18 protein-coding genes and 3 tRNA genes are annotated in these 18,679 nt (G+C 43.5%); 7 read left to right on the forward strand and 14 right to left on the reverse strand.

Features of this window, described 5'->3' with window-relative positions:
• The first annotated feature begins 339 nt into the window (after positions 1-339).
• Both G511_RS0104900 and G511_RS0104905 read left to right on the forward strand, forming a co-directional pair.
• Positions 340-1,812: a NarK family nitrate/nitrite MFS transporter gene (locus G511_RS0104900; protein ID WP_028468644.1), complete on the forward strand. Its 1,473-nt coding sequence runs from the start codon at positions 340-342 to the stop codon at positions 1,810-1,812.
• A gap of 90 nt (positions 1,813-1,902) precedes the next feature.
• Positions 1,903-3,630, forward strand: coding sequence for a bifunctional protein-serine/threonine kinase/phosphatase (locus G511_RS0104905; RefSeq protein ID WP_028468645.1), 1,728 nt, complete (start codon positions 1,903-1,905; stop codon positions 3,628-3,630).
• 25 nt (positions 3,631-3,655) lie between these two features.
• Here G511_RS0104905 and G511_RS21840 read toward each other — a convergent pair whose 3' ends face one another.
• Positions 3,656-4,753: an ABC transporter substrate-binding protein gene (locus tag G511_RS21840; protein ID WP_156905146.1), complete on the reverse strand. Its 1,098-nt coding sequence runs from the start codon at positions 4,751-4,753 to the stop codon at positions 3,656-3,658.
• A gap of 197 nt (positions 4,754-4,950) precedes the next feature.
• Positions 4,951-5,361 carry a hypothetical protein gene (locus G511_RS0104915; protein ID WP_028468646.1) on the reverse strand — a complete coding sequence of 137 codons (411 nt, stop codon included), beginning with the start codon at positions 5,359-5,361 and terminating at the stop codon, positions 4,951-4,953.
• Between the two features lie 195 nt (positions 5,362-5,556).
• On the opposite strand from G511_RS0104915, the gene G511_RS0104920 reads away from it, so the two are divergent.
• Positions 5,557-6,933, forward strand: coding sequence for a class II fumarate hydratase (locus tag G511_RS0104920; protein ID WP_028468647.1), 1,377 nt, complete (start codon positions 5,557-5,559; stop codon positions 6,931-6,933).
• Between the two features lie 103 nt (positions 6,934-7,036).
• Here G511_RS0104920 and G511_RS0104925 read toward each other — a convergent pair.
• From G511_RS0104925 to G511_RS0104950, 6 genes are all read right to left on the reverse strand, one after another.
• Positions 7,037-7,113: transfer RNA gene (locus G511_RS0104925), tRNA-Met, on the reverse strand.
• Between the two features lie 29 nt (positions 7,114-7,142).
• A tRNA-Met gene (locus tag G511_RS0104930) sits at positions 7,143-7,219 on the reverse strand.
• Between the two features lie 72 nt (positions 7,220-7,291).
• A tRNA-Met gene (locus G511_RS0104935) sits at positions 7,292-7,368 on the reverse strand.
• A gap of 53 nt (positions 7,369-7,421) precedes the next feature.
• Positions 7,422-7,808 carry a PilZ domain-containing protein gene (locus tag G511_RS0104940; RefSeq protein WP_028468648.1) on the reverse strand — a complete coding sequence of 129 codons (387 nt, stop codon included), beginning with the start codon at positions 7,806-7,808 and terminating at the stop codon, positions 7,422-7,424.
• The gene (locus G511_RS0104945; RefSeq protein ID WP_028468649.1) at positions 7,805-8,605 is read right to left on the reverse strand and encodes an OmpA/MotB family protein; all 801 of its coding nucleotides are present in this window, start codon (positions 8,603-8,605) and stop codon (positions 7,805-7,807) included. The genes G511_RS0104940 and G511_RS0104945 overlap by 4 nt, the downstream gene beginning before the upstream one ends.
• Positions 8,602-9,393: a motility protein A gene (locus G511_RS0104950; protein ID WP_028468650.1), complete on the reverse strand. Its 792-nt coding sequence runs from the start codon at positions 9,391-9,393 to the stop codon at positions 8,602-8,604. Before G511_RS0104950 ends, G511_RS0104945 begins: the two co-directional genes overlap by 4 nt.
• Between G511_RS0104950 and G511_RS0104955 the strand changes: the two genes are divergently transcribed.
• Both G511_RS0104955 and G511_RS0104960 read left to right on the forward strand, forming a co-directional pair.
• A complete protein-coding gene (locus G511_RS0104955; protein WP_084629014.1) occupies positions 9,381-10,337 on the forward strand; it encodes a DUF72 domain-containing protein in 957 nt (318 codons plus the stop codon). The two genes, G511_RS0104950 and G511_RS0104955, sit on opposite strands and share 13 nt — an antisense overlap.
• Positions 10,337-10,954, forward strand: a complete 618-nt coding sequence (locus G511_RS0104960; RefSeq protein WP_028468652.1) for a DsbA family protein — start codon at positions 10,337-10,339, stop codon at positions 10,952-10,954. Before G511_RS0104955 ends, G511_RS0104960 begins: the two co-directional genes overlap by 1 nt.
• Positions 10,955-11,017: 63 nt before the next feature.
• On the opposite strand, the gene G511_RS24800 is transcribed toward G511_RS0104960, so the two are convergent.
• On the reverse strand, positions 11,018-11,473 hold the full coding sequence (locus G511_RS24800) for a cold-shock protein (RefSeq protein ID WP_028468653.1): 456 nt from the start codon (positions 11,471-11,473) through the stop codon (positions 11,018-11,020).
• 192 nt (positions 11,474-11,665) lie between these two features.
• On the opposite strand from G511_RS24800, the gene G511_RS0104970 reads away from it, so the two are divergent.
• On the forward strand, positions 11,666-11,875 hold the full coding sequence (locus G511_RS0104970) for a SlyX family protein (RefSeq protein WP_028468654.1): 210 nt from the start codon (positions 11,666-11,668) through the stop codon (positions 11,873-11,875).
• Between the two features lie 21 nt (positions 11,876-11,896).
• Positions 11,897-14,221 (forward strand): glycerol-3-phosphate 1-O-acyltransferase PlsB, encoded by a 2,325-nt coding sequence (gene plsB / locus G511_RS0104975; protein WP_036551286.1) that lies wholly within the window; start codon positions 11,897-11,899, stop codon positions 14,219-14,221.
• A 36-nt stretch (positions 14,222-14,257) separates the two neighbouring features.
• Here plsB and G511_RS0104980 read toward each other — a convergent pair whose 3' ends face one another.
• The 5 genes from G511_RS0104980 to mpl are packed head-to-tail and all read right to left on the reverse strand — an operon-like array spanning position 14,258 to position 18,627.
• Positions 14,258-15,046: a class I SAM-dependent methyltransferase gene (locus tag G511_RS0104980; protein WP_028468656.1), complete on the reverse strand. Its 789-nt coding sequence runs from the start codon at positions 15,044-15,046 to the stop codon at positions 14,258-14,260.
• Positions 15,039-15,851, reverse strand: a complete 813-nt coding sequence (locus tag G511_RS0104985; RefSeq protein WP_028468657.1) for an undecaprenyl-diphosphate phosphatase — start codon at positions 15,849-15,851, stop codon at positions 15,039-15,041. Before G511_RS0104985 ends, G511_RS0104980 begins: the two co-directional genes overlap by 8 nt.
• Positions 15,852-16,565, reverse strand: a complete 714-nt coding sequence (tsaB, locus tag G511_RS0104990; RefSeq protein WP_028468658.1) for a tRNA (adenosine(37)-N6)-threonylcarbamoyltransferase complex dimerization subunit type 1 TsaB — start codon at positions 16,563-16,565, stop codon at positions 15,852-15,854.
• Positions 16,566-16,598: 33 nt separating this feature from the next.
• Positions 16,599-17,249 (reverse strand): flavin prenyltransferase UbiX, encoded by a 651-nt coding sequence (locus G511_RS0104995; protein ID WP_028468659.1) that lies wholly within the window; start codon positions 17,247-17,249, stop codon positions 16,599-16,601.
• A complete protein-coding gene (gene mpl, locus G511_RS0105000) occupies positions 17,242-18,627 on the reverse strand; it encodes a UDP-N-acetylmuramate:L-alanyl-gamma-D-glutamyl-meso-diaminopimelate ligase (protein ID WP_028468660.1) in 1,386 nt (461 codons plus the stop codon). The genes G511_RS0104995 and mpl overlap by 8 nt, the downstream gene beginning before the upstream one ends.
• Between the last annotated feature and the right edge of the window lie 52 nt (positions 18,628-18,679).

Here is an 18,679-nt window from a genome sequence, read left to right on the forward strand (position 1 = left end):
CTGCGCAGACTAGCTACCCCCTATGAATCGGAAACCATCTATTTTTTAGCAGACAAATAAAAATAAAAAAACAACCAATAAAAATCAATAACTTAACACAAAAAAACACATACCTCTTAATAGGTACAGGCTAAAAATGCTATTTACGGCACCGACATAAGCCTTGATTCATATCAACACGCCCCTCTCAAAACTCCCCTATTTTTACCCTATATGGATAACACGTTATCTGCTGATGACTAGCTCGGATAGCTGAATTTACCCAAAAGATAAACACAACGATTTAAACGATGCCTTCAAAGACGTAGCGACGTCCTTACCCGCTACAGGAGTAGTCCAATGTCCAATGACAAAATCCAATTACTAAACTTTAGTGATCCAAAGATAAAAACTTTGCATATCACTTGGTTTGCATTTTTCCTGACCTTTATGGTCTGGTTTAGCCATGCTCCCCTGATGGCTATAATCAAAGAAGCTTTTGACCTTACTACCCCTGAAGTCAAAGCATTGTTAATTCTTAACGTTGCGCTAACCATCCCTTCTCGCATCGTCATTGGCACGTTAGTAGATAAATACGGCCCACGTACTATTTACAGCATGCTACTGATGATAGGGGGAGTTATTTGCGTTGGGTTCGCCTCAGCACAAACTTATGAGCAACTGGCAATACTACGTTTTCTTAGTGGCTTTATTGGTGCGGGTTTTGTTATCGGTATCCGTATGGTCTCTGAGTGGTTTCCTGCCAAGCAAGTAGGGATTGCTGAAGGGATTTACGGCGGCTGGGGTAACTTTGGTTCAGCAGCAGCAGCTATGAGCCTTCCCTCTCTTGCTCTTATGTTCGGCGGTGAGGATGGCTGGCGCTATGCGCTAGGCATGACTGGTGTGTTAGCTTTTGTATACGGTCTCATTTATCGAAAAATTGCACGTGATACTCCAAAAGGTTCGACTTACTTCAAGCCAAAAAAACACGGCGGTCTCGAAGTTACCAGTAAAGGCGACTTCTATTTTTACCTACTAATGAATGTGCCTATGTACTTAGCACTTGCTGTGCTGACATGGAAACTTTCACCTTCAAATTTAGGTCTATTAAACGACATAGGCACGTACGGCATCTACGCAGTACTTGTAACATTGTTCATCGTTCAAGTGCGTGCCATCTATCATGTAAACGAAGAAAACCTGAAGCATGGTGTTCCTGAGATTCAACGTTATAAATTCAAACAGGTTGCTGTACTGGACATAGCTTATTTCGTTACTTTCGGATCTGAATTGGCTGTTGTTTCAATGCTACCACTGTTCTTCCTCGATACATTTGAAGGTCTAAGTGCAGTCCAAGCGGGGTTACTTGCTTCAGGTTTTGCTTTTATGAACTTAGTTGCTCGCCCAACAGGTGGTCACTTCAGCGATAAATACGGTCGTCGTAAAGCACTGTCCATATTCATTGCAGGCTTAGCTGTGGGATATTTTGTGCTCAGTCAAATTGACGCTAACTGGTTTATCCCTGTTGCCGTTATTGCCACAATGGGTTGCTCTTTCTTCGTACAAGCTGGTGAAGGAGCTGTATTTGCAGCAGTACCTTTAATTCAGCGTCGTATGACAGGGCAAATTGCAGGTATGGCAGGAGCGTATGGTAACGTCGGTGCAGTTTGTTACCTAACAGTGCTATCGTTTGTAGACTACTCAACATTCTTTTTGGTGATTGGCGCATCTGCCGCAGTCGCCTTCCTGTTCGTCCAATTTATGGATGAGCCTTCAGGACAGATGGCTGAAATATTACCCGATGGTACAGTCCAGCTAATTGACGTTGAATAAGTAACTCTACGCAGAGAGCCTTAGGGCTCTCTTTTATATTGCGTAATACGGGCTATACAGTTTATTCAGGTTCTGCGACAAGGATCCATTATGCACCTTAACAGTGAAATTAGATTATCGACTGCCCAGCAAAGCATTACCGGACGAAAGGCCCGTAATGAGGATTGTCTGGGTTTTTTTATGCCTGTCGGTAACCTCCTCACGACGAAAGGTGCCTGCGGAATGATTGCCGATGGCGTCAGCACTGCCGAAGCCGGCGCTGAGGCCGCCGAACACTGTGTACGTGAATTTATAAATGACTATTTCGATACACCCGATATCTGGACAGTAAAAAAATCTGCACAAAAAGTACTCACTTCCATTAACCGCTCACTCTACTCTCGTAGTCATGAATACCTAAGCAGCACTCGCGGTTATGTGTGTACATTTTCAGTTTTAATCATCAAGTCACATACAGCACACATATTCCATATAGGCGACAGCCGTATTTATCGTATTCGCGATGACCATATGGAATGCTTAACCACTGATCATACGACTCCATTAAGCCAAAGCACCAGCTGCTTAGCTCGCGCCATGGGCATGGATACGCATTTAGACATTGATTATCGGACAATCTCGATAGAGCCCAATGATATTTTCTTTCTTAGTACCGACGGTGTACATGACACTCTGTCACCACAAGAGATACAAACGCTCATTCATGAAAGTGAATCTCTAGACTCAGCATGCGAAAAATTAGTCAGCCGATCTTACGAGAAAGGCAGCACTGATAATATAAGCTGCCAATTAATACGTGTTGACCAAATCATCCGAGAAAGTATCGATGATCTAACCGACAAACTAACCGAACTACCTTTCCCACCAGACCTAGAGCCTGGTATGCGTATTGATGACTATGAAGTTGTCTCAGAGCTCTACGCCAGTAGTCGCAGCCAGCTCTATATCGTTAAGGACCCTCTTAACGGTAAACAACGAATAATGAAAACACCTTCACAAAACTTTAATGACGACCCTGCTTATATTGAGCGCTTCATTATGGAGGAGTGGGTAGGAAGCCGCATTGATAGCCCATATGTCGTTAAAGTTTGTAACGCCAACCGCCCAAAAACGTTTCTCTACTATTTGATGGAAAAAGTTGAAGGGGTTTCATTAGAACAATGGATCGAAGATAACCCTTACCCTAAACCTTCAGAAGCGATAAAACTGGTAAAGCAGATCGCAAAAGGGCTACAAGCCTTTCATCAACGCGAAACGTTACATCAGGACTTGAAACCCAGCAACATTATGATTTCGCCAGATAATCATATTACGCTAGTCGATTTCGGCTCCGTTTATGTTTCTGGTATCAACGAAATTTTCATACCCATCGAAAGAGATCGAGTGCTTGGTACCGTTAATTACTCTGACCCATTACTCAGGTTAGGACAGAACACGGGTATAAAAGGAGATCTTTTTTCTTTAGCCTGCATTACTTACGAGATGTTTACTCACCAACTACCTTACGGGGAAGGGCTTGAGCGGTGTGAGACACCCCAGCAGCTTGAAAAATTGAAATACATCCCTTCTGAACGCTACAACCCTGTATTACCACTATGGTTTGATCGTGCTTTAATGAAAGGGGTATCAATTAAATCAGAAGGCAGATACGACACAATTGATCAGTTTTTACAGGATGCAACCCACCCTAACCCTGAATTTTTATTACCAAAAGAAGTAGAGAAAAAAACACAGAGTGTTATTTTCTGGCAGATGATGTCCTTAGTCTGGTTTATTACATCCATGTTTTTAATGGCTGCTCTTTGGTTACAAGGCTAGACCCTAAAAATTCATTATTAACAGCCTAGTAATGCTTTAGCAAAAAATGAGTCTTTCTCAACGCTAACTGACGCATGAGTATCTCTCTTTTTATCCATCTATAAAACACTAGACATATAAAAAAGGCCGTTACCACTAGTACAGCATTGAAAAACCAAGCATTGGGGTTTAGCTTTTTAACATAGTACTCTTGATAATCTATCCCTGCGATGTCACCGGTTAACGGGGCAAAGCCTAGTTGCTTATATATTTCGGAAATACCAATAAACTTGTTCGCGTTAAAAGAACCTAACTCAATAACCTCTGGTTGAATTAGCCGCATAGAATTCCGGGCTTCATAAAGTAAATGCGCTCTAGATTTACCAGTGTTAAGGTTCGCCAGCATCCATTCAACCATTACTTCTTGATGATCAACTGCATACTTCCAACCCTTTAAACTAGCACGACGAAACGCCAGTACTTTTTCTTTATTCTCTCTAAGAAAACCTTCTTCAACAAACAACAAATCCCCATAAAAATCTATACCGAAATCAATCGGTGAAATGACATTAATTGGGATATTTTTCTCTTTATACATATAGGGCTGGTTTGTGATATAAGCCGACATTGCATCCACATTAGTATTCACCAGCACATCATCACGAAAATCATGTGCCACATGCGTATGGTCATATTCAGTTAAACCCAGCTGAGTAAACATAGCCAATAAAACCGCATCATCTGTATTTCGTTGATACATAACTCGCTTATTCTTCAACGCCAAAGGGCTGGAGATTCCTGAAGAACCTAACGTTAACAAAACCATAGGAGAATGCTGAAAAATAGCGGCAACTACAACCAAAGGTTGCCCTTCTAGCCGTGCCAATACCACACTAGAATCAGTGATACCAAACTGCGCATCACCACTGAGCACTACTTGTGTCGCACTTCGTTGCTTATCGACTTCTCGAATAGTGACATTCAAACCTTCCTCTGCAAAATATCCCTCTTTGATAGCCGCGTAAAAGCCCGCGAATTGAAATTGGTGCTTCCACTTCAACTGCAAGACAATAGTCTCATCTGCCGATGTACTGGAAGCATTGCAAGCACTACAAATAAGCATTATTAAGAGAGAAAAAGCCATTCTCAAACCAGGAAAAATCTGTTCAAAAAACAAGCAGCTTTTATGCACTATAGAGACACCTATCAATATTTAAAATAAAGTATAGATGAATAAAATAAGAACGAGTGCCTATGACACTTTTTAAAATATACAGAAGAGAGGAGTGGCTATCTCATTTACAAACGAGACAGCCAAACTAGATAGAAAACCATTTAAAATTAACTGGCCTGTAAGATTACCGGGCTTTGCTGGCGATCAAGAATAGTGTAACCCGACAGATCCTGGCCCATCATCAAATCGTTAGCCATCTGATTTAGATACTGCTCAGCAGCCTCGGTTGGAGGCGCTTCACCATCAACACCCCCTAAACCGGCTATCAGCACAAAACTCCAATTACTTTCAATAGCATCTGCTTCTTTTACGAGAGCTTCAAAACTATCAATTTCTTCAGGTAACTTATCAACACACATTAGCGGAGTAACCGTACCTGTCTCATGAGATCCATTGCTTATCTTTTCCTCATCACCTTCAGCACGAGCAAAAAGCATGAGCAGTCGCTGAGGCTGATCCTGCTGTTTGGCAGCTTCAAGCAGCTTGGTAAATTCTCCTGACACATTGCCCTTAAACATTGTAAGTACCTCCACAAAAAGATGCCCCTATTTTGTCACAGCAATGCCGCACTGTTTATTCCTCTGAAGGAGTATATAGCGGCCTAAAAACCTCATTAACTCACAGTACGAAACTATCAAAGAAGTAGGTAATCTAATAATTATTAATACCTTCCACACTCCTGAAAGACAGCACTTATACACGGGAGACAGATCATGCTTAAACGACACGAAAAACGAACTGAAAGTGATAGCTTAGGTAAGATATCTCTGCCAAAAAATGCGCTATACGGTGTGCAAACGCAATGTGCTATTAACAACTTTCCTGTCAGCGGACAAACAATGCCCGAAGCATTCATACGAGCTCTATTACAAACAAAAGCCACCGCAGCTACCGTAAACTCATCACTCCACGAGTTGCCTCAAGAGATAGGAAAAGCCATTAACCAAGCAGTAGAAACTCTATTAGTTGATAAAAACTTGATGCAACACTTTCCATTAGACGTATTTCAAACAGGCTCGGGCACCAGCACTAATATGAATGCCAATGAAGTCATTGCAACGCTAGCAAAGCAGCAATCAAGCTTACCCATTCACCCTAACGATCATGTAAACCTTGGCCAAAGCAGCAATGACAGCATCCCTTCTGCTATCCATATTAGTGCAGCAGTCGCTCTATCAGAAAAGTTACTGCCTGCCCTTTACCACCTTACTGAAACCCTTCACCAAAAAGCCAGCTCAGTTAATCACATTATCAAAACAGGGCGTACTCATTTGATGGATGCGATGCCGATAAGGCTTGGCCAGTGCCTGAGCGCCTGGGCTGCACAAATCCAGCTCAACACAGAGAACATCAAACAGCTACAACCCTGCTTACAGCGACTAGCACAAGGCGGTACAGCAGTGGGCACAGGCGTTAACGCCCACCCTGACTTTGCAAAATGTTTCTGTAAAGAGTTAAGCGCTACAACAGGCGTACTATTTACCCCTGCAGATAACGTCTTTTCTTACATTAGCTCGCAGGACACGGCAGTAGCGCTATCAGGTCAACTAAAAACTACAGCGGTTTCTTTGATGAAAATAGCGAACGATCTACGCTGGATGAACTCGGGCCCCTTAGCTGGGCTGGGCGAAATAGAGCTAGAAACGCTCCAACCTGGCTCCTCTATTATGCCAGGCAAAGTAAACCCTGTTATTCCAGAATCAACCGCGATGGTAGCCGCACAAGTAATAGGTAATGACACAACCATTACTGTTGCTGGCCAATCAGGAAATTTTGAATTAAATGTAATGCTGCCACTCATTGCTTACAACCTACTTAACAGTATCCAGCTCTTATCAAACACTAGTATATTGTTAGCCGATAAAGCGATAGCTACTTTTAAAGTAAACGAAGAAAACCTCACACAAGTCTTAGCACTCAATCCGATATTAGCCACTGCTCTAAACCCAATTATTGGATACGAAAAAGCCACAGAAATTGCAAAACAAGCTTACAAGGAAAAACGCCCAATTATTAGCGTTGCAAAGGAGAAAACCGGACTATCTCTTGAAGAACTAACAGTACTGCTTGACCCAAAGTCCTTAGTATAGATACGGATAAGGAGGCTAAAAATCATAGGAGATAATTTTTCAGGGGTAAAACGCAAAAAACCAAATCAATAAAACTATTGATTTGGTTTCTTTATATTAGTGTTGGTAGCGGGGGCCGGATTTGAACCAACGACCTTCGGGTTATGAGCCCGACGAGCTACCATACTGCTCCACCCCGCAACACTATCACTGAACAAGTAAATTAAGATTGGTAGCGGGGGCCGGATTTGAACCAACGACCTTCGGGTTATGAGCCCGACGAGCTACCATACTGCTCCACCCCGCAACAACTTTAAAACTTTTACTTAGTTCACATCGAAGCCATCAATAGTAACTCTTTGATATGCTTCTACAAAATTGGTAGCGGGGGCCGGATTTGAACCAACGACCTTCGGGTTATGAGCCCGACGAGCTACCATACTGCTCCACCCCGCATCAAATTGTGGAGCGAATACTATAGTGATTATTTCGCTTGTGCAACATTAATCTCAAGTTCTTTCACGACGTTCTACTTCTAGCAACTTTTCACGACGAATGTCTCGTTTTTGGCACTCAATAATCAGCCCAGTGATTCGTGTGACATCTTTTTCATCAATATCGATATACTCAGCACTGTATTCGGGATTACTTCTACGATGGATTTTCAGATTACACGCCACTTCATACACCTTGTCCGTTTCAAATGTTAACAACATCGGATAGACCTCTTTTGTGGCGTCACCTTGATAGCGAAACGCTACGCCTTTTGCTGATATATCAATAATATCTACAGCAACACCGGCAACGCTCAAGCTTACAGGGTCATCATGATGTAACTTCACCCTATAAGTAAGGCGCTGAGAGTCATCATTATCAATTTCAATTACAGGTTTCATGGCTCACGCACCTTCTCTAACACAAACTCAATACGACGATTTTCTGCTCTCTGCTCTGCTGTTTCATTAGGGGCGATGGGTAGTGCGTCACCATACCCTGTTGCAGTAACTCTCTCAGGGTCTATCCCTCCCCTTACAAGGTATCGTAAAACAGTAGTCGCGCGGATAGCAGACAGCTCCCAATTAGAGGGGAATTTAGCCGTTTCAATCGGGATATTATCAGTATGCCCTTGGATACCCATTTTAAATTCTGGATTTTTTTCAAGCTTCTCTAATAACCCATCTAAAATAGGCATCATTTGTCGATTAAATTCAGCATCACCAGATTTAAATAGTACCGACCCTTTAACTCTAATGCGTATTTTCCCATCACGCGGCTCCCCCACATCGACAGCGTCAGTAACACCCATTGAAGCAAAAACATCTCTTAAGGTATTCGACATGTAGGAGAGATCCTCCTCTTCAGCTTCTGGCATTTCAGGGAGCCGAATCTCTTCTTGTTCTACCTCTTGAACCACGACTATTGGCGGTGTTATCTGATCTGCATTATTGTGCTCTAACGAATCGGGGATCTCAATGGCCGGTGCTCTTAACTCTTCAGGTAGAGGAATAAGACTTCCTCCGGTATCGCCTATTGCTAGTTGAAATGAGCGAATAGTCGATGCGAATTGCTCTTTTTTTACAGTTGATATAGAAAATAGTAATACAAAAAACACCAGAAGAAGCGTCATAAGATCGGCATAAGTAACTATCCAACTAGGCTCTGCCTCATCAATAATGGCACGCCGAGCACTCATTTTTTGGCCTCTTTAGGTGCAGCTTTTTTCTGGTTGAATATAGGTTTTCGCACCCGCTCAGGAAGATATGACGACAGCTGCTCATAAACATGCGCATAATGATCATTGGTCAAAATGCTAATGCTGCCTTCTCGAATAATTTCTAAGTTAGTGACTTCTAATAAGGTTCGCGCCTTTAACTTACCGGCTATAGGCAAAAAAACCATTGTCGCTAATAGTGACCCATAAAAAGTAGTTAACAAAGCCACAGCCATAGCAGGGCCAATCGTATCTGGATTATCTAGTTCACTTAGCATCTGAATCAAGCCGATCAAGGTTCCTAACATACCGAATGCCGGCGCATAAGCTGCCATTTTTTTGAATACATCTTGTACGGAAAAGTGTCGTGCCACTAGGGAATCAATCTCATTCTGCAATGTATTGCGAATCACCTGCTCAGAGGCAGCTTCAGACAATAATGCACAAGCACGGCGCAATACTGCTGAGTCAGTTTTCACATCGCCCAGCTTCAAAAGCCCATGCCGATGACTAATTTTGCTTAAATTAATCATTGTGTCGATCATTTCAGAAGGGTTAGTTTTGTCTTTAGTAAACACCATGTACGCCCCCTTAAACGCGTTCATAACGTCACGAAACTGAACGGTTAATAGGGTAGCGGCCATCGTTCCACCGACAACAATCATCATGCCGGGCACATTAACAAAGATGTCCGCATTACCACCAATCAAGATGGCTGAAACAATTAATGCCAGTCCTGACAAGATTCCTATAAGTGATGCAAAATCCATCTCCTAAGTCACTCCGAGTATTTATTAATAATCAATTACTTGAGTATAGCAGCTGTTCAGTACACCATAAGTGCATGCACAACGATTACCCTCAAAACATTCCAAGCTATTATATTGGCCTAACTCAATGGCACCATCCTGACTGGCACATAGGTCAAGATGCCGCTGCTCAGGCCCTGCCTGAGTACTCAAAACATTTCTCGAGCGTGGAAGGCAACAGTAGCTTTTACGGCCTTCCGAGTGCTTCATCTATAGAAAACTGGAAGCAACAAAGCAGCCAACACTTCAAGTTTTGCTTTAAATTCCCACAAACCATCACACACCATGCAAAGCTTCATCATTGTGATCGGCAAGTCAGCGAATTTCTTAATAGAGTTGCACCATTAGAAAACAAATTAGGCACGCTCTGGTTGCAGTTAAGCGCCTCATTTTCACCAAGAGACTTGGATAAACTATCGCGGTTTATTCAGAGCCTACCGCCAGATTTTAATTATGGTATTGAAGTTAGGCATACAGGGTTCTTTTTAAAGGATGATATAGAGAAGCGCTTTAACCAGTTACTCATACAACACGCTATTAACCGTATAACATTCGATACACGCGCTTTATTCGCTCACCCAAGCAAGGATGCCATTACCCAAGATGCATTACGCGCCAAGCCTAGAATGCCCGTACATGCGATTGCTACAGGAATAACCCCCTTTGTACGCATCATTACTCCATTGAAAATCATCGATGGCTACGCATACCTCATGCCTTGGGTCAAAAAAACGCTGCAATGGATAGACGAAGAACGTACACCGTATCTGTTTTTCCATACGCCCGATAATAAAAAGGCACCTGAAGTTGCTCGTTTTTTCAGTGAAGAAATTCATAAACATCGGCCCGATATTCCCGTACAGACTATTTGGAACAAAGACACCCTTCAACCGGAGCTATTCTGATGCAACTACTTTATGTCATGGACCCTATGTGCAGCTGGTGTTGGGCATTTTCACCAACAATACAGGCTATAAAAAAACACTTCCCCACACTTACTATTCAATACGTCATGGGAGGGCTAGCAACCGATTCAGACTCAACAATGTCCTTAGAGCAACAAAAGGCTATCCAATCTATTTGGCATCAAATTGAAGCTAAAACAGGGGCACAGTTTAATTACGATTTCTGGACGCAGTGCACGCCCAGAAGAAGTACTTGGCGAGCATGCAGAGCTATTATTGTTGCCGACCAATTACAACCGGGTAGCGCCTCGACAATGGCTCAAGCGATACAACAAGCCTATTACTTAGAAGCAAAGAACCCTTCTGACAGCGCAACACTAACAGCACTAGCAACAACAATAGGCATTGATACAACTGAATTTTCAATACAGCTGGATGCACAAGATACCCATCAGCAACTAAAAAATCACATGATGATATCTCAGCAACTCGATGTATCGGGATTTCCTGCATTACGCGCAGTAAAAGGCCAACAAGCGATACGTATCAGTGATGGTTATTGTAGTTCTGAGGGAGTCATTAAACGTTTACAAGGGATTATCGAACAAGCGGAATAATATGCAGAAGAAAAAGAAAGCAGAAAAAGAAAGCGGAAGCCTAGGCTTCCGCTATTGAAGTGATTAGCCGCGCATCACGGAAACATCTTCCGCTTGCAAACCTTTATCACTCTCACGAGCATTAAAACGAACACGCTGGCCTTCACTCAAAGAACGATGTCCACGCCCACGAATGTTACGAAAATGAACAAAAACATCGTCGCCATTCTCGCGCGTAATGAATCCAAAACCTTTAGAAACATTAAACCATTTCACTGTTCCCAGTTCACGGTCATCATTTTCGTAGTCTTCTTCCTCTTCCATATCTTCATCAGCAACCTGATCAAGAGCTGGAACCGAAGAAGTACTTCCACCCATAGCAGAAATCAGGCTGCTAATTAGAACCACAATAAATGTTACTGCGATGACCGGGCCTGTTAACCCTACTTCAACACCAGCTACAGCTTTAAGCAGCACAGGAATCAACGCTGCTGCAATAATACTTACAATTACACTACGAACTATTTGGTTACCACTCATGTATCTATCTCTTGTCTTATCATGATAATTACTATTATTTGAGCCACCCATACTTAATTTAAAGCAGCAACCGCAAAGGTATACACAAGAAAACTTAAAATTTCAATAGCTTACCCACTTACAACTGAATTTACTTTCACTATGCCACTCCGTTATGCTTATTACATTAAACTCTATGTCACAGGCACTGTAATGAATCACGACGAACGTATAACCGAACTCGAAAGCCGAGTAGCCTTCCAAGAAGATGCGCTGGACAAGCTAAACGACGTAATATCTCATCAAGATAAAACTATTTCTGAACTCAAGAAATTGATCACAGCTTTTAACCAACAGCTCAAAACAGTGGGACAAGAAAATCAAGGTATATCCTTTAATGACGCCCCACCACCACACTATTAATACGAGATAAGGCCTGAATACATGCGAGGATTAAACCGCATTAGCCGGTTCTTATTGCGGCTTATTATAAATTCGACAGTTGAAGGTAGGCAGCATTTAAAGCCCACTCCTAATACATTGTTCGTGATCGAGACAGCTCGATACTCGCATAGGCTACTGTTAATTGAACAGCTGCGCCGCCAAGGCAACACTCTGCCTGAACAAAAGATTTTATGCGCCGCGCATGATCATCAAGATGATTTACGTAACCGCATTGAAGCTCAAGTTGATAAATTAAGCTTTCTTAACCCAGAGCAAGATATCAAGATTGTTCCTATCTCGGTCTATCACGGGCGAATGCCGCAACGAGAAACTTCTTATCTGAATTTGCTATATGCCGAGAGCTGGAGCAAAACAGGTATTGTTGGGCGTTTTATGCAATTGTTAGTGAACGGACGTCAGACCCTCATGCAGGTTGATCCAGCGCTATCGTTAAGGCAGCTCAAAAAGGAATCACCTCATCAACCCGCGGGTGTTATTGCTCATAAAGCCATGCGGGTTTTTCATCATCATTTTTATCGTCGTCGACTCGCTATTATCGGCCCTAATTTATCCCACCGTAGTACTTTATTTACACTCATTTTACGAGAGCCTGCAGTCAAAGAAGCCATTTACCAAACAGCATTAAAACAAAACCGAACAGTAGAGCAGGTGAATAACGACGCTAAGGTTCTGCTAAAAGGAATGGCTGCTAACTTCAGTCCGACGACCACTCGTATTCTGGCGTCTTTACTGAGTATCTTTTGGAAAAAAATCTATAAAAAAATCCATATCAATGGCATAGAACGCATACAGCTTTGTGCACCTGAAAATCAGCTTGTATATCTTCCTTGCCATCGTAGCCACATGGATTATGTCATGCTGTCTTCACACTTATATAGGCATGGATTAATGGTTCCACATATTGCTGCAGGTGATAACTTAAATACCCCTGTTTTAGGCAATATCCTCAAACGTGGCGGTGCTATTTTCATGCGCCGTAGTTTTCGTGATGACCCGTTGTATGCTCAGCTATTTCAAAGTTATTTGTCTGTAATGTCTAACAAAGGCCACTCTCTAGAATACTTTATTGAAGGGGGACGCAGCCGAACAGGACGCTTGTTACCAGCCAAAACAGGCTTACTAGCCATGACGCTAGAGAATCACTTAAACCATCCGGAAAAACCTGTTGCTCTGATACCTGTATGGATTAGTTATGACAAGCTTGTTGAAAGCAAAAGCTATCAACAAGAGCTATCTGGTGGAGAAAAGCGCAAAGAATCCTTTTTAGGACTCATCAGGTCATTAAAGGAGTTTCGCCACCAGTTCGGCGATGCGGCCCTTAGTTTTGGTGAGCCCATAATGTTACAACAGGCGTTCAATGAAGTGCCTGAAAGCACTGACCAAACGCCTGCTAGCACAAAGCTTGAGCTAACTCAGCATATCAGCCAACAGGTGCTGCAACGTATTAATCAATCAGCCTATGCAAACCAAACAGCAATACTAGCGACACTAATGCTGTCCAACCCGAAAAAACAACGCAGTATTACTGAGTTATCGGAAGAAGCAGAAGAGCTAGTTGCGTTACTTAATATATTACCTAACCCACCTATTGCTACTGCAACCGGGCCTGTCAAAAAATGGATAAAGCAAGCATGCAAACGCCGACAACTTAGCCGCTCTGAGGACCATGTATTCCTTAGCAGCACTCAGGCTCAGGAGATGACGTTTTATCGAAACCAATTGCATCATATGACACTGCTCCCTGGGGTCTTTTTACTGTTAGCTAAGCGCTACCCTAAACCACTGCCACAAACCCTGCCACGGCTTCTGAATACGCTCTATCCCTACTTAAAGGCAGAGCTATACCTACCTTGGGATGCTATAGAATTAAAAACAGCATTAAAGCAATTGCGGCTGCGTATGGAAAAACGTGGTTTGATCAAGCGCGAAGGCAACATAATTCGTGTTATAGAAACACCTTTGTCTATTGCGCTAATGCAAACAGCAGAACCCATACTGGTACGCTACTATATTGTGTTCCGCTTATTGTCTGACGGTACAGTTATGCCAATTGCAGACTTAGTAAGTGAAAGCCAACGCATTGCGGCTCACCTGCATCAACAGTTTGCTTTTAACTCACCAGAATATGCTGACGCGCGCGTGCTCAATGTTTTTATACAAACATTGATTCAACAAAACGTTTTTGCAGAAAAAGACGGTCAAGTTCATTATCAGATCGAGAGCAACGCCTTGCTAAAACGGGCCTCTCAAATATTGAATCCACACTATGTGAATGCTATAGAGCATAACCTACATCCGCGCTAACAAGCGCGGGACAGTAATCAGCTTTCACGTAAGTTTTTATGTTAGCTTAGCCAGTGCATAAATATCATAGCGGCTAGACTTTCCCTCTAACTGGTAGCTAGGTGCTCGCCCCTCAATCAGTGGGGCTTTGCGTGCGCGCTTAACAACTACACGCGCTGAAGCCACATCTAGCGCCGCTTCTAGCAAAGCGGAAGAGTCTTCATCGTCACCGACAATATCTCTAAAAATACGCATCTCTTTTTTCACTAATGCGGACTTCTCTGCATGCGGAAACATAGGGTCAACATACACTACCTGTGGAGGCTCAATGGAATGCAATAACTCAATAGAATTTCCCTGTAGCAATTTCATTTTTGAGCAAACGTCATAGACTTCATCATCCGCCATCGCGCGAGACAACCCATCTTCTAACAACGCATGAATAATGGGAGAACGCTCGATCATTGAGACTTGGCAGCCCAACGTTGCCAGCACAAAGCTATCGCGTCCAAGCCCTGCCGTCGCATCTAATATCGTCGGGCGAATACTGCCTTTAACTCCCACGGCTTTGGCGATCATTTGCCCTGCTCCACCACCAAACTTTCTACGGTGTGCTACCGCACCACTAAGAAAGTCGACCCAAACAGGCCCAGGAGCTTTCTTTCCTGTCGTTTGTAACTTTACGCCATCATAAGTGACATAAAGCAGCAAAGGATAAGCGCAGCGAGAAACATCAGAGATAACCAGCGCAGGTGCTAAACCAAGCTTCTTAGCAAGGAGTGTTGCCTGATCTAGCAAAGGCTTATCACTGGCAGCTATTTGAATGCCATCAACTAAATCAAGCATTTACAGGTACGTAAAAGTAAACACCTAGCAAGAAAACACCCAAGCACAAACGATAGATGACAAAAGGCAGCATACCGGTACGATCAAGTAGCTTTAAGAAATAATGAATACAAGCAAGAGCACTCAGTGCTGACACAAGTGCTCCACCTATCACCATCTCCCACTGTGTCGCGGTCGCGGTTTGCAATAACTCTAAACTTTTAAAACTACCGGCTGCTAATATCACAGGAATCGACAGCAAAAATGAGAAACGTGCAGCAGCTTGGCGTGTAAAACCTAACATGAGTGCTGCTGTAATGGTGATACCCGAACGCGAAGTGCCAGGAATTAACGCCACAGCTTGCGCTAAACCAATAGTAATAGCATCGCGCAATGTAATTTCTTCTAGAGGTTTGACCTCTTTTCGGCTGATATCAGCCCACCATAGCAATGCCCCAAAAATTAGCGTAGTAGCGGCAATCACTAATATAGAACGACCATATTGATCAACAATATCATTGAGCATGAAGCCAAAAATCAAAGCCGGTATCGTCGCAAAAATAACAAACCAAGCGACACGCCCATCAACCGACCTAACGCCATTAAGGGAAGCAAAAAAGGCCACCAACATATTAGTAATATCTTGACGGAAATAGATCACAACTGCTGCTAGCGTACCCATATGTACACCGACATCAAAAGCTAGCCCCTGATCTTCCCAACCCAATAACTGAGAAGGCAAGATCAGGTGAGCAGAACTTGATACCGGTAAAAATTCTGTTAAGCCTTGTATTATCGCAAGTACAACTGTTTGAACCCAATCCATTTATTGCTGATCCTTCTTTTTCCATGCGACGTTATCGCGTAAATACACGGGTAAAGCCAGTTCTGGCGATACCGATTTCCCTTCCTGATAATCCTGAATAGCCAAGCGCGCAATATGAGCCGCTGTTGGGTAAGTGGTATTCTCAGCATCTACGTCTTGAGAATCCCCTTCTAGCGTAGTGACCAATTGTTTCACTTGATCAGACATGCCTTGTAAATAACGCCAGCCCGAACCCACTCCAGCCCATTCACTGGCATCTGGCAGGCAAACATTAGCAGGCGCATCAACACGTTCTTCACCTATTAAAATGGGGAGCCCATTCTCAAATTTATAAGTCGCCCAATAAACCTCATCCATGCGCGCATCCAAAGCAGCAATCACTTGCTGGTCACCTGTTTTAAGGTGGTGCGCTAATGCAATAGCAGCCAATGTAGAGATAGGTAACAAATTCAGCTCTGCTGAAAACGCCAAACCCTGAGCAACACCGGTAGCAATACGAATACCGGCAAAAGATCCCGGGCCTCGGCCAAAAGCAATGGCATCTAGGTCTTTTACTTTAAGGCCGGCACCATCTAGCATCGATTGAATCATCGGCAGCAGCTGTTTAGTATGCTGCCTGGGGATAACTCTGAAATCCTCACGAATATCACCCGCCACATGTAAAGCCACTGAACAGGCGTCAGTAGAGGTATCCAAGGCAAGAATTTTAGGCATTAACCCACTCCAGTTATACAAAAGGAGCCTATTCTAATCGTGCGACGGCGGATTTTCATCACTTTGCAGCAAAGCATCGCCCCAACGTGGCATAAAAGACTGCTCAATCCCTATTTGAGAGAGAATTCGAGCGACCACAAAATCGATCATATCGTTAATCGTTTCAGGTTTATGATAAAAACCAGGGCTCGCCGGCAGAACTACCGCGCCCATACGTGTCAACTTCAACATATTTTCTAAATGAATTTCAGAGTACGGCGCCTCACGAGGCACCAACAGCAGTTGCCGACGTTCTTTTAAAGCAACATCAGCCGCACGCTCGATCAAATTATTACTCGCACCTGTCGCGATAGCTGACAAGGTACCCGTGCTACAAGGGCACACCACCATAGTCGCTGGCGCGCCTGAACCTGAGGCAACCGGCGCCATCCACTGCTCACGCGAAAATACTTTAATTTGACCCGGTTTAGCGTTAAACAACTGAGTAAAATATTTTTGCTGTGCAGCGGTTGCGCCAGGAATAGACAATGCTGTTTCTGTCGCTGCCACCACTTGTGCTGCACGCGAGATCATCAACAATACTTGTACATCAGCAGCAACCAAGCATTCCATTAGTCGCACAGCATATTGCACACCTGATGCGCCGGTAATTGCTAGTGTGATTCTTTGAGCAAACTCAGCCATGATTATTACCCTCTGAAAATCGCTCTTCTAACGCAGTAATCAAGCGCTGATGAATACCTTCAAAACCGCCATTACTCATCACTACTATATGTGTGTTTTTAGTAACAGACGCTTTTACAGAGGCGATAATTTTCTCAATACTGCTTGCTACACGCATTTTGTTTTCACGCCCATTGACAATATCATCGAGCGACCAGTCCAAACCGCTAGGTTGATACCAAATGACTTCATCTGCCATTTCTGCTGAATCAGCCAATGCAGCACGATGGGCACCTAACCTCATAGTGTTGGAGCGCGGCTCAATAATTGCCACAATGCTATCGCTACCGACTTGTGCTCGCAGTCCTTGTAGCGTTGTTGCTATCGCTGTTGGATGGTGAGCAAAGTCGTCATAAACGGTAACATCGGCGACTTCAGCTAATTTTTCCATACGACGCTTAACACCGCCAAAAGCAGATAGTGCTTCAATAGCGTGATGAGGCTGTACACCTACGTGACGCGCTGCAATTAACGCCATCAAACCATTTTCAACATTATGCCGCCCCGTCATACCCCAACAGATTTGACCAAGATTTTTGCCTTCGTGCAAAATATCAAAGGTGCTGCCATCTTCGCGAACCAGTTGTGCAGACCACTCCCCGCCATCACCAACCGATGCACTGACAACGGGTGTCCAGCAGCCCATATCGATGACTTCTTTAATGGCTTCATGTTGTTGAGGAATAATAACCTGGCCATTAGCGGGAACGGTACGTACTACATGATGAAACTGTCGCTGGATAGCGGCTAAATCGGGAAAGATATCGGCGTGATCAAATTCAAGATTATTCAACACCAAAGTGCGGGGGCGATAATGTACAAACTTAGAGCGTTTATCAAAAAAAGCAGTATCGTATTCATCTGCTTCAATTACAAAGAAAGGAGAACCACCCAAGCGCGCCGACACCTCAAAATTATTCGGTACACCACCGATCAAATAACCCGGCTCCATACCAGCGTATTCCAAAATCCAAGCCAGCATCGAAGACGTAGTCGTTTTACCATGCGTACCCGCGATAGCCAGTACCCAGCGCTCTTGGAGTACATGTTCACACAACCACTGCGGCCCTGAAATATAACGTAAGCCTTTATCCAAGACATATTCTACAGCGGGGTTACCACGGGACATCGCATTACCGATAATCACCAAATCAGGTTCAGGGTTTAGGTGTTCCGACGAATACCCCTCCATTAGCTCGATACCTTGAGCTTCTAACTGAGTACTCATAGGTGGGTATACATTGGCATCTGAACCCGTTACTCGATAACCCAACTCGCGTGCCAATATAGCCAACGAACCCATAAAGGTTCCGCAGATACCCAGAACATGAATATGCAAAGTGTCACTCCTAAGAAACAGCCAATAAAACAATTCAGATAATAATACCGGC

Source organism: Neptunomonas japonica DSM 18939 (assembly GCF_000422765.1).
Taxonomy (GTDB): domain Bacteria; phylum Pseudomonadota; class Gammaproteobacteria; order Pseudomonadales; family Balneatricaceae; genus Neptunomonas; species Neptunomonas japonica.

Coding starts and splice junctions, on each gene's coding strand:
- G511_RS24800 (WP_028468653.1), bottom strand. CDS start 11,473: ATGAGTGGTAACCAAATAGTTCGTAGTGTAATTGTAAGTATTATTGCA.
- G511_RS0104905 (WP_028468645.1), top strand. CDS start 1,903: ATGCACCTTAACAGTGAAATTAGATTATCGACTGCCCAGCAAAGCATT.
- G511_RS0104940 (WP_028468648.1), bottom strand. CDS start 7,808: ATGAAACCTGTAATTGAAATTGATAATGATGACTCTCAGCGCCTTACT.
- G511_RS21840 (WP_156905146.1), bottom strand. CDS start 4,753: ATGGCTTTTTCTCTCTTAATAATGCTTATTTGTAGTGCTTGCAATGCT.
- G511_RS0104945 (WP_028468649.1), bottom strand. CDS start 8,605: ATGAGTGCTCGGCGTGCCATTATTGATGAGGCAGAGCCTAGTTGGATA.
- G511_RS0104995 (WP_028468659.1), bottom strand. CDS start 17,249: ATGGCTGAGTTTGCTCAAAGAATCACACTAGCAATTACCGGCGCATCA.
- G511_RS0104955 (WP_084629014.1), top strand. CDS start 9,381: ATGCAAAATCCATCTCCTAAGTCACTCCGAGTATTTATTAATAATCAA.
- plsB (WP_036551286.1), top strand. CDS start 11,897: ATGCGAGGATTAAACCGCATTAGCCGGTTCTTATTGCGGCTTATTATA.
- G511_RS0104985 (WP_028468657.1), bottom strand. CDS start 15,851: ATGGATTGGGTTCAAACAGTTGTACTTGCGATAATACAAGGCTTAACA.
- G511_RS0104920 (WP_028468647.1), top strand. CDS start 5,557: ATGCTTAAACGACACGAAAAACGAACTGAAAGTGATAGCTTAGGTAAG.
- G511_RS0104970 (WP_028468654.1), top strand. CDS start 11,666: ATGAATCACGACGAACGTATAACCGAACTCGAAAGCCGAGTAGCCTTC.
- G511_RS0104950 (WP_028468650.1), bottom strand. CDS start 9,393: ATGGATTTTGCATCACTTATAGGAATCTTGTCAGGACTGGCATTAATT.
- G511_RS0104900 (WP_028468644.1), top strand. CDS start 340: ATGTCCAATGACAAAATCCAATTACTAAACTTTAGTGATCCAAAGATA.
- tsaB (WP_028468658.1), bottom strand. CDS start 16,565: ATGCCTAAAATTCTTGCCTTGGATACCTCTACTGACGCCTGTTCAGTG.
- G511_RS0104980 (WP_028468656.1), bottom strand. CDS start 15,046: ATGCTTGATTTAGTTGATGGCATTCAAATAGCTGCCAGTGATAAGCCT.
- G511_RS0104960 (WP_028468652.1), top strand. CDS start 10,337: ATGCAACTACTTTATGTCATGGACCCTATGTGCAGCTGGTGTTGGGCA.
- G511_RS0104915 (WP_028468646.1), bottom strand. CDS start 5,361: ATGTTTAAGGGCAATGTGTCAGGAGAATTTACCAAGCTGCTTGAAGCT.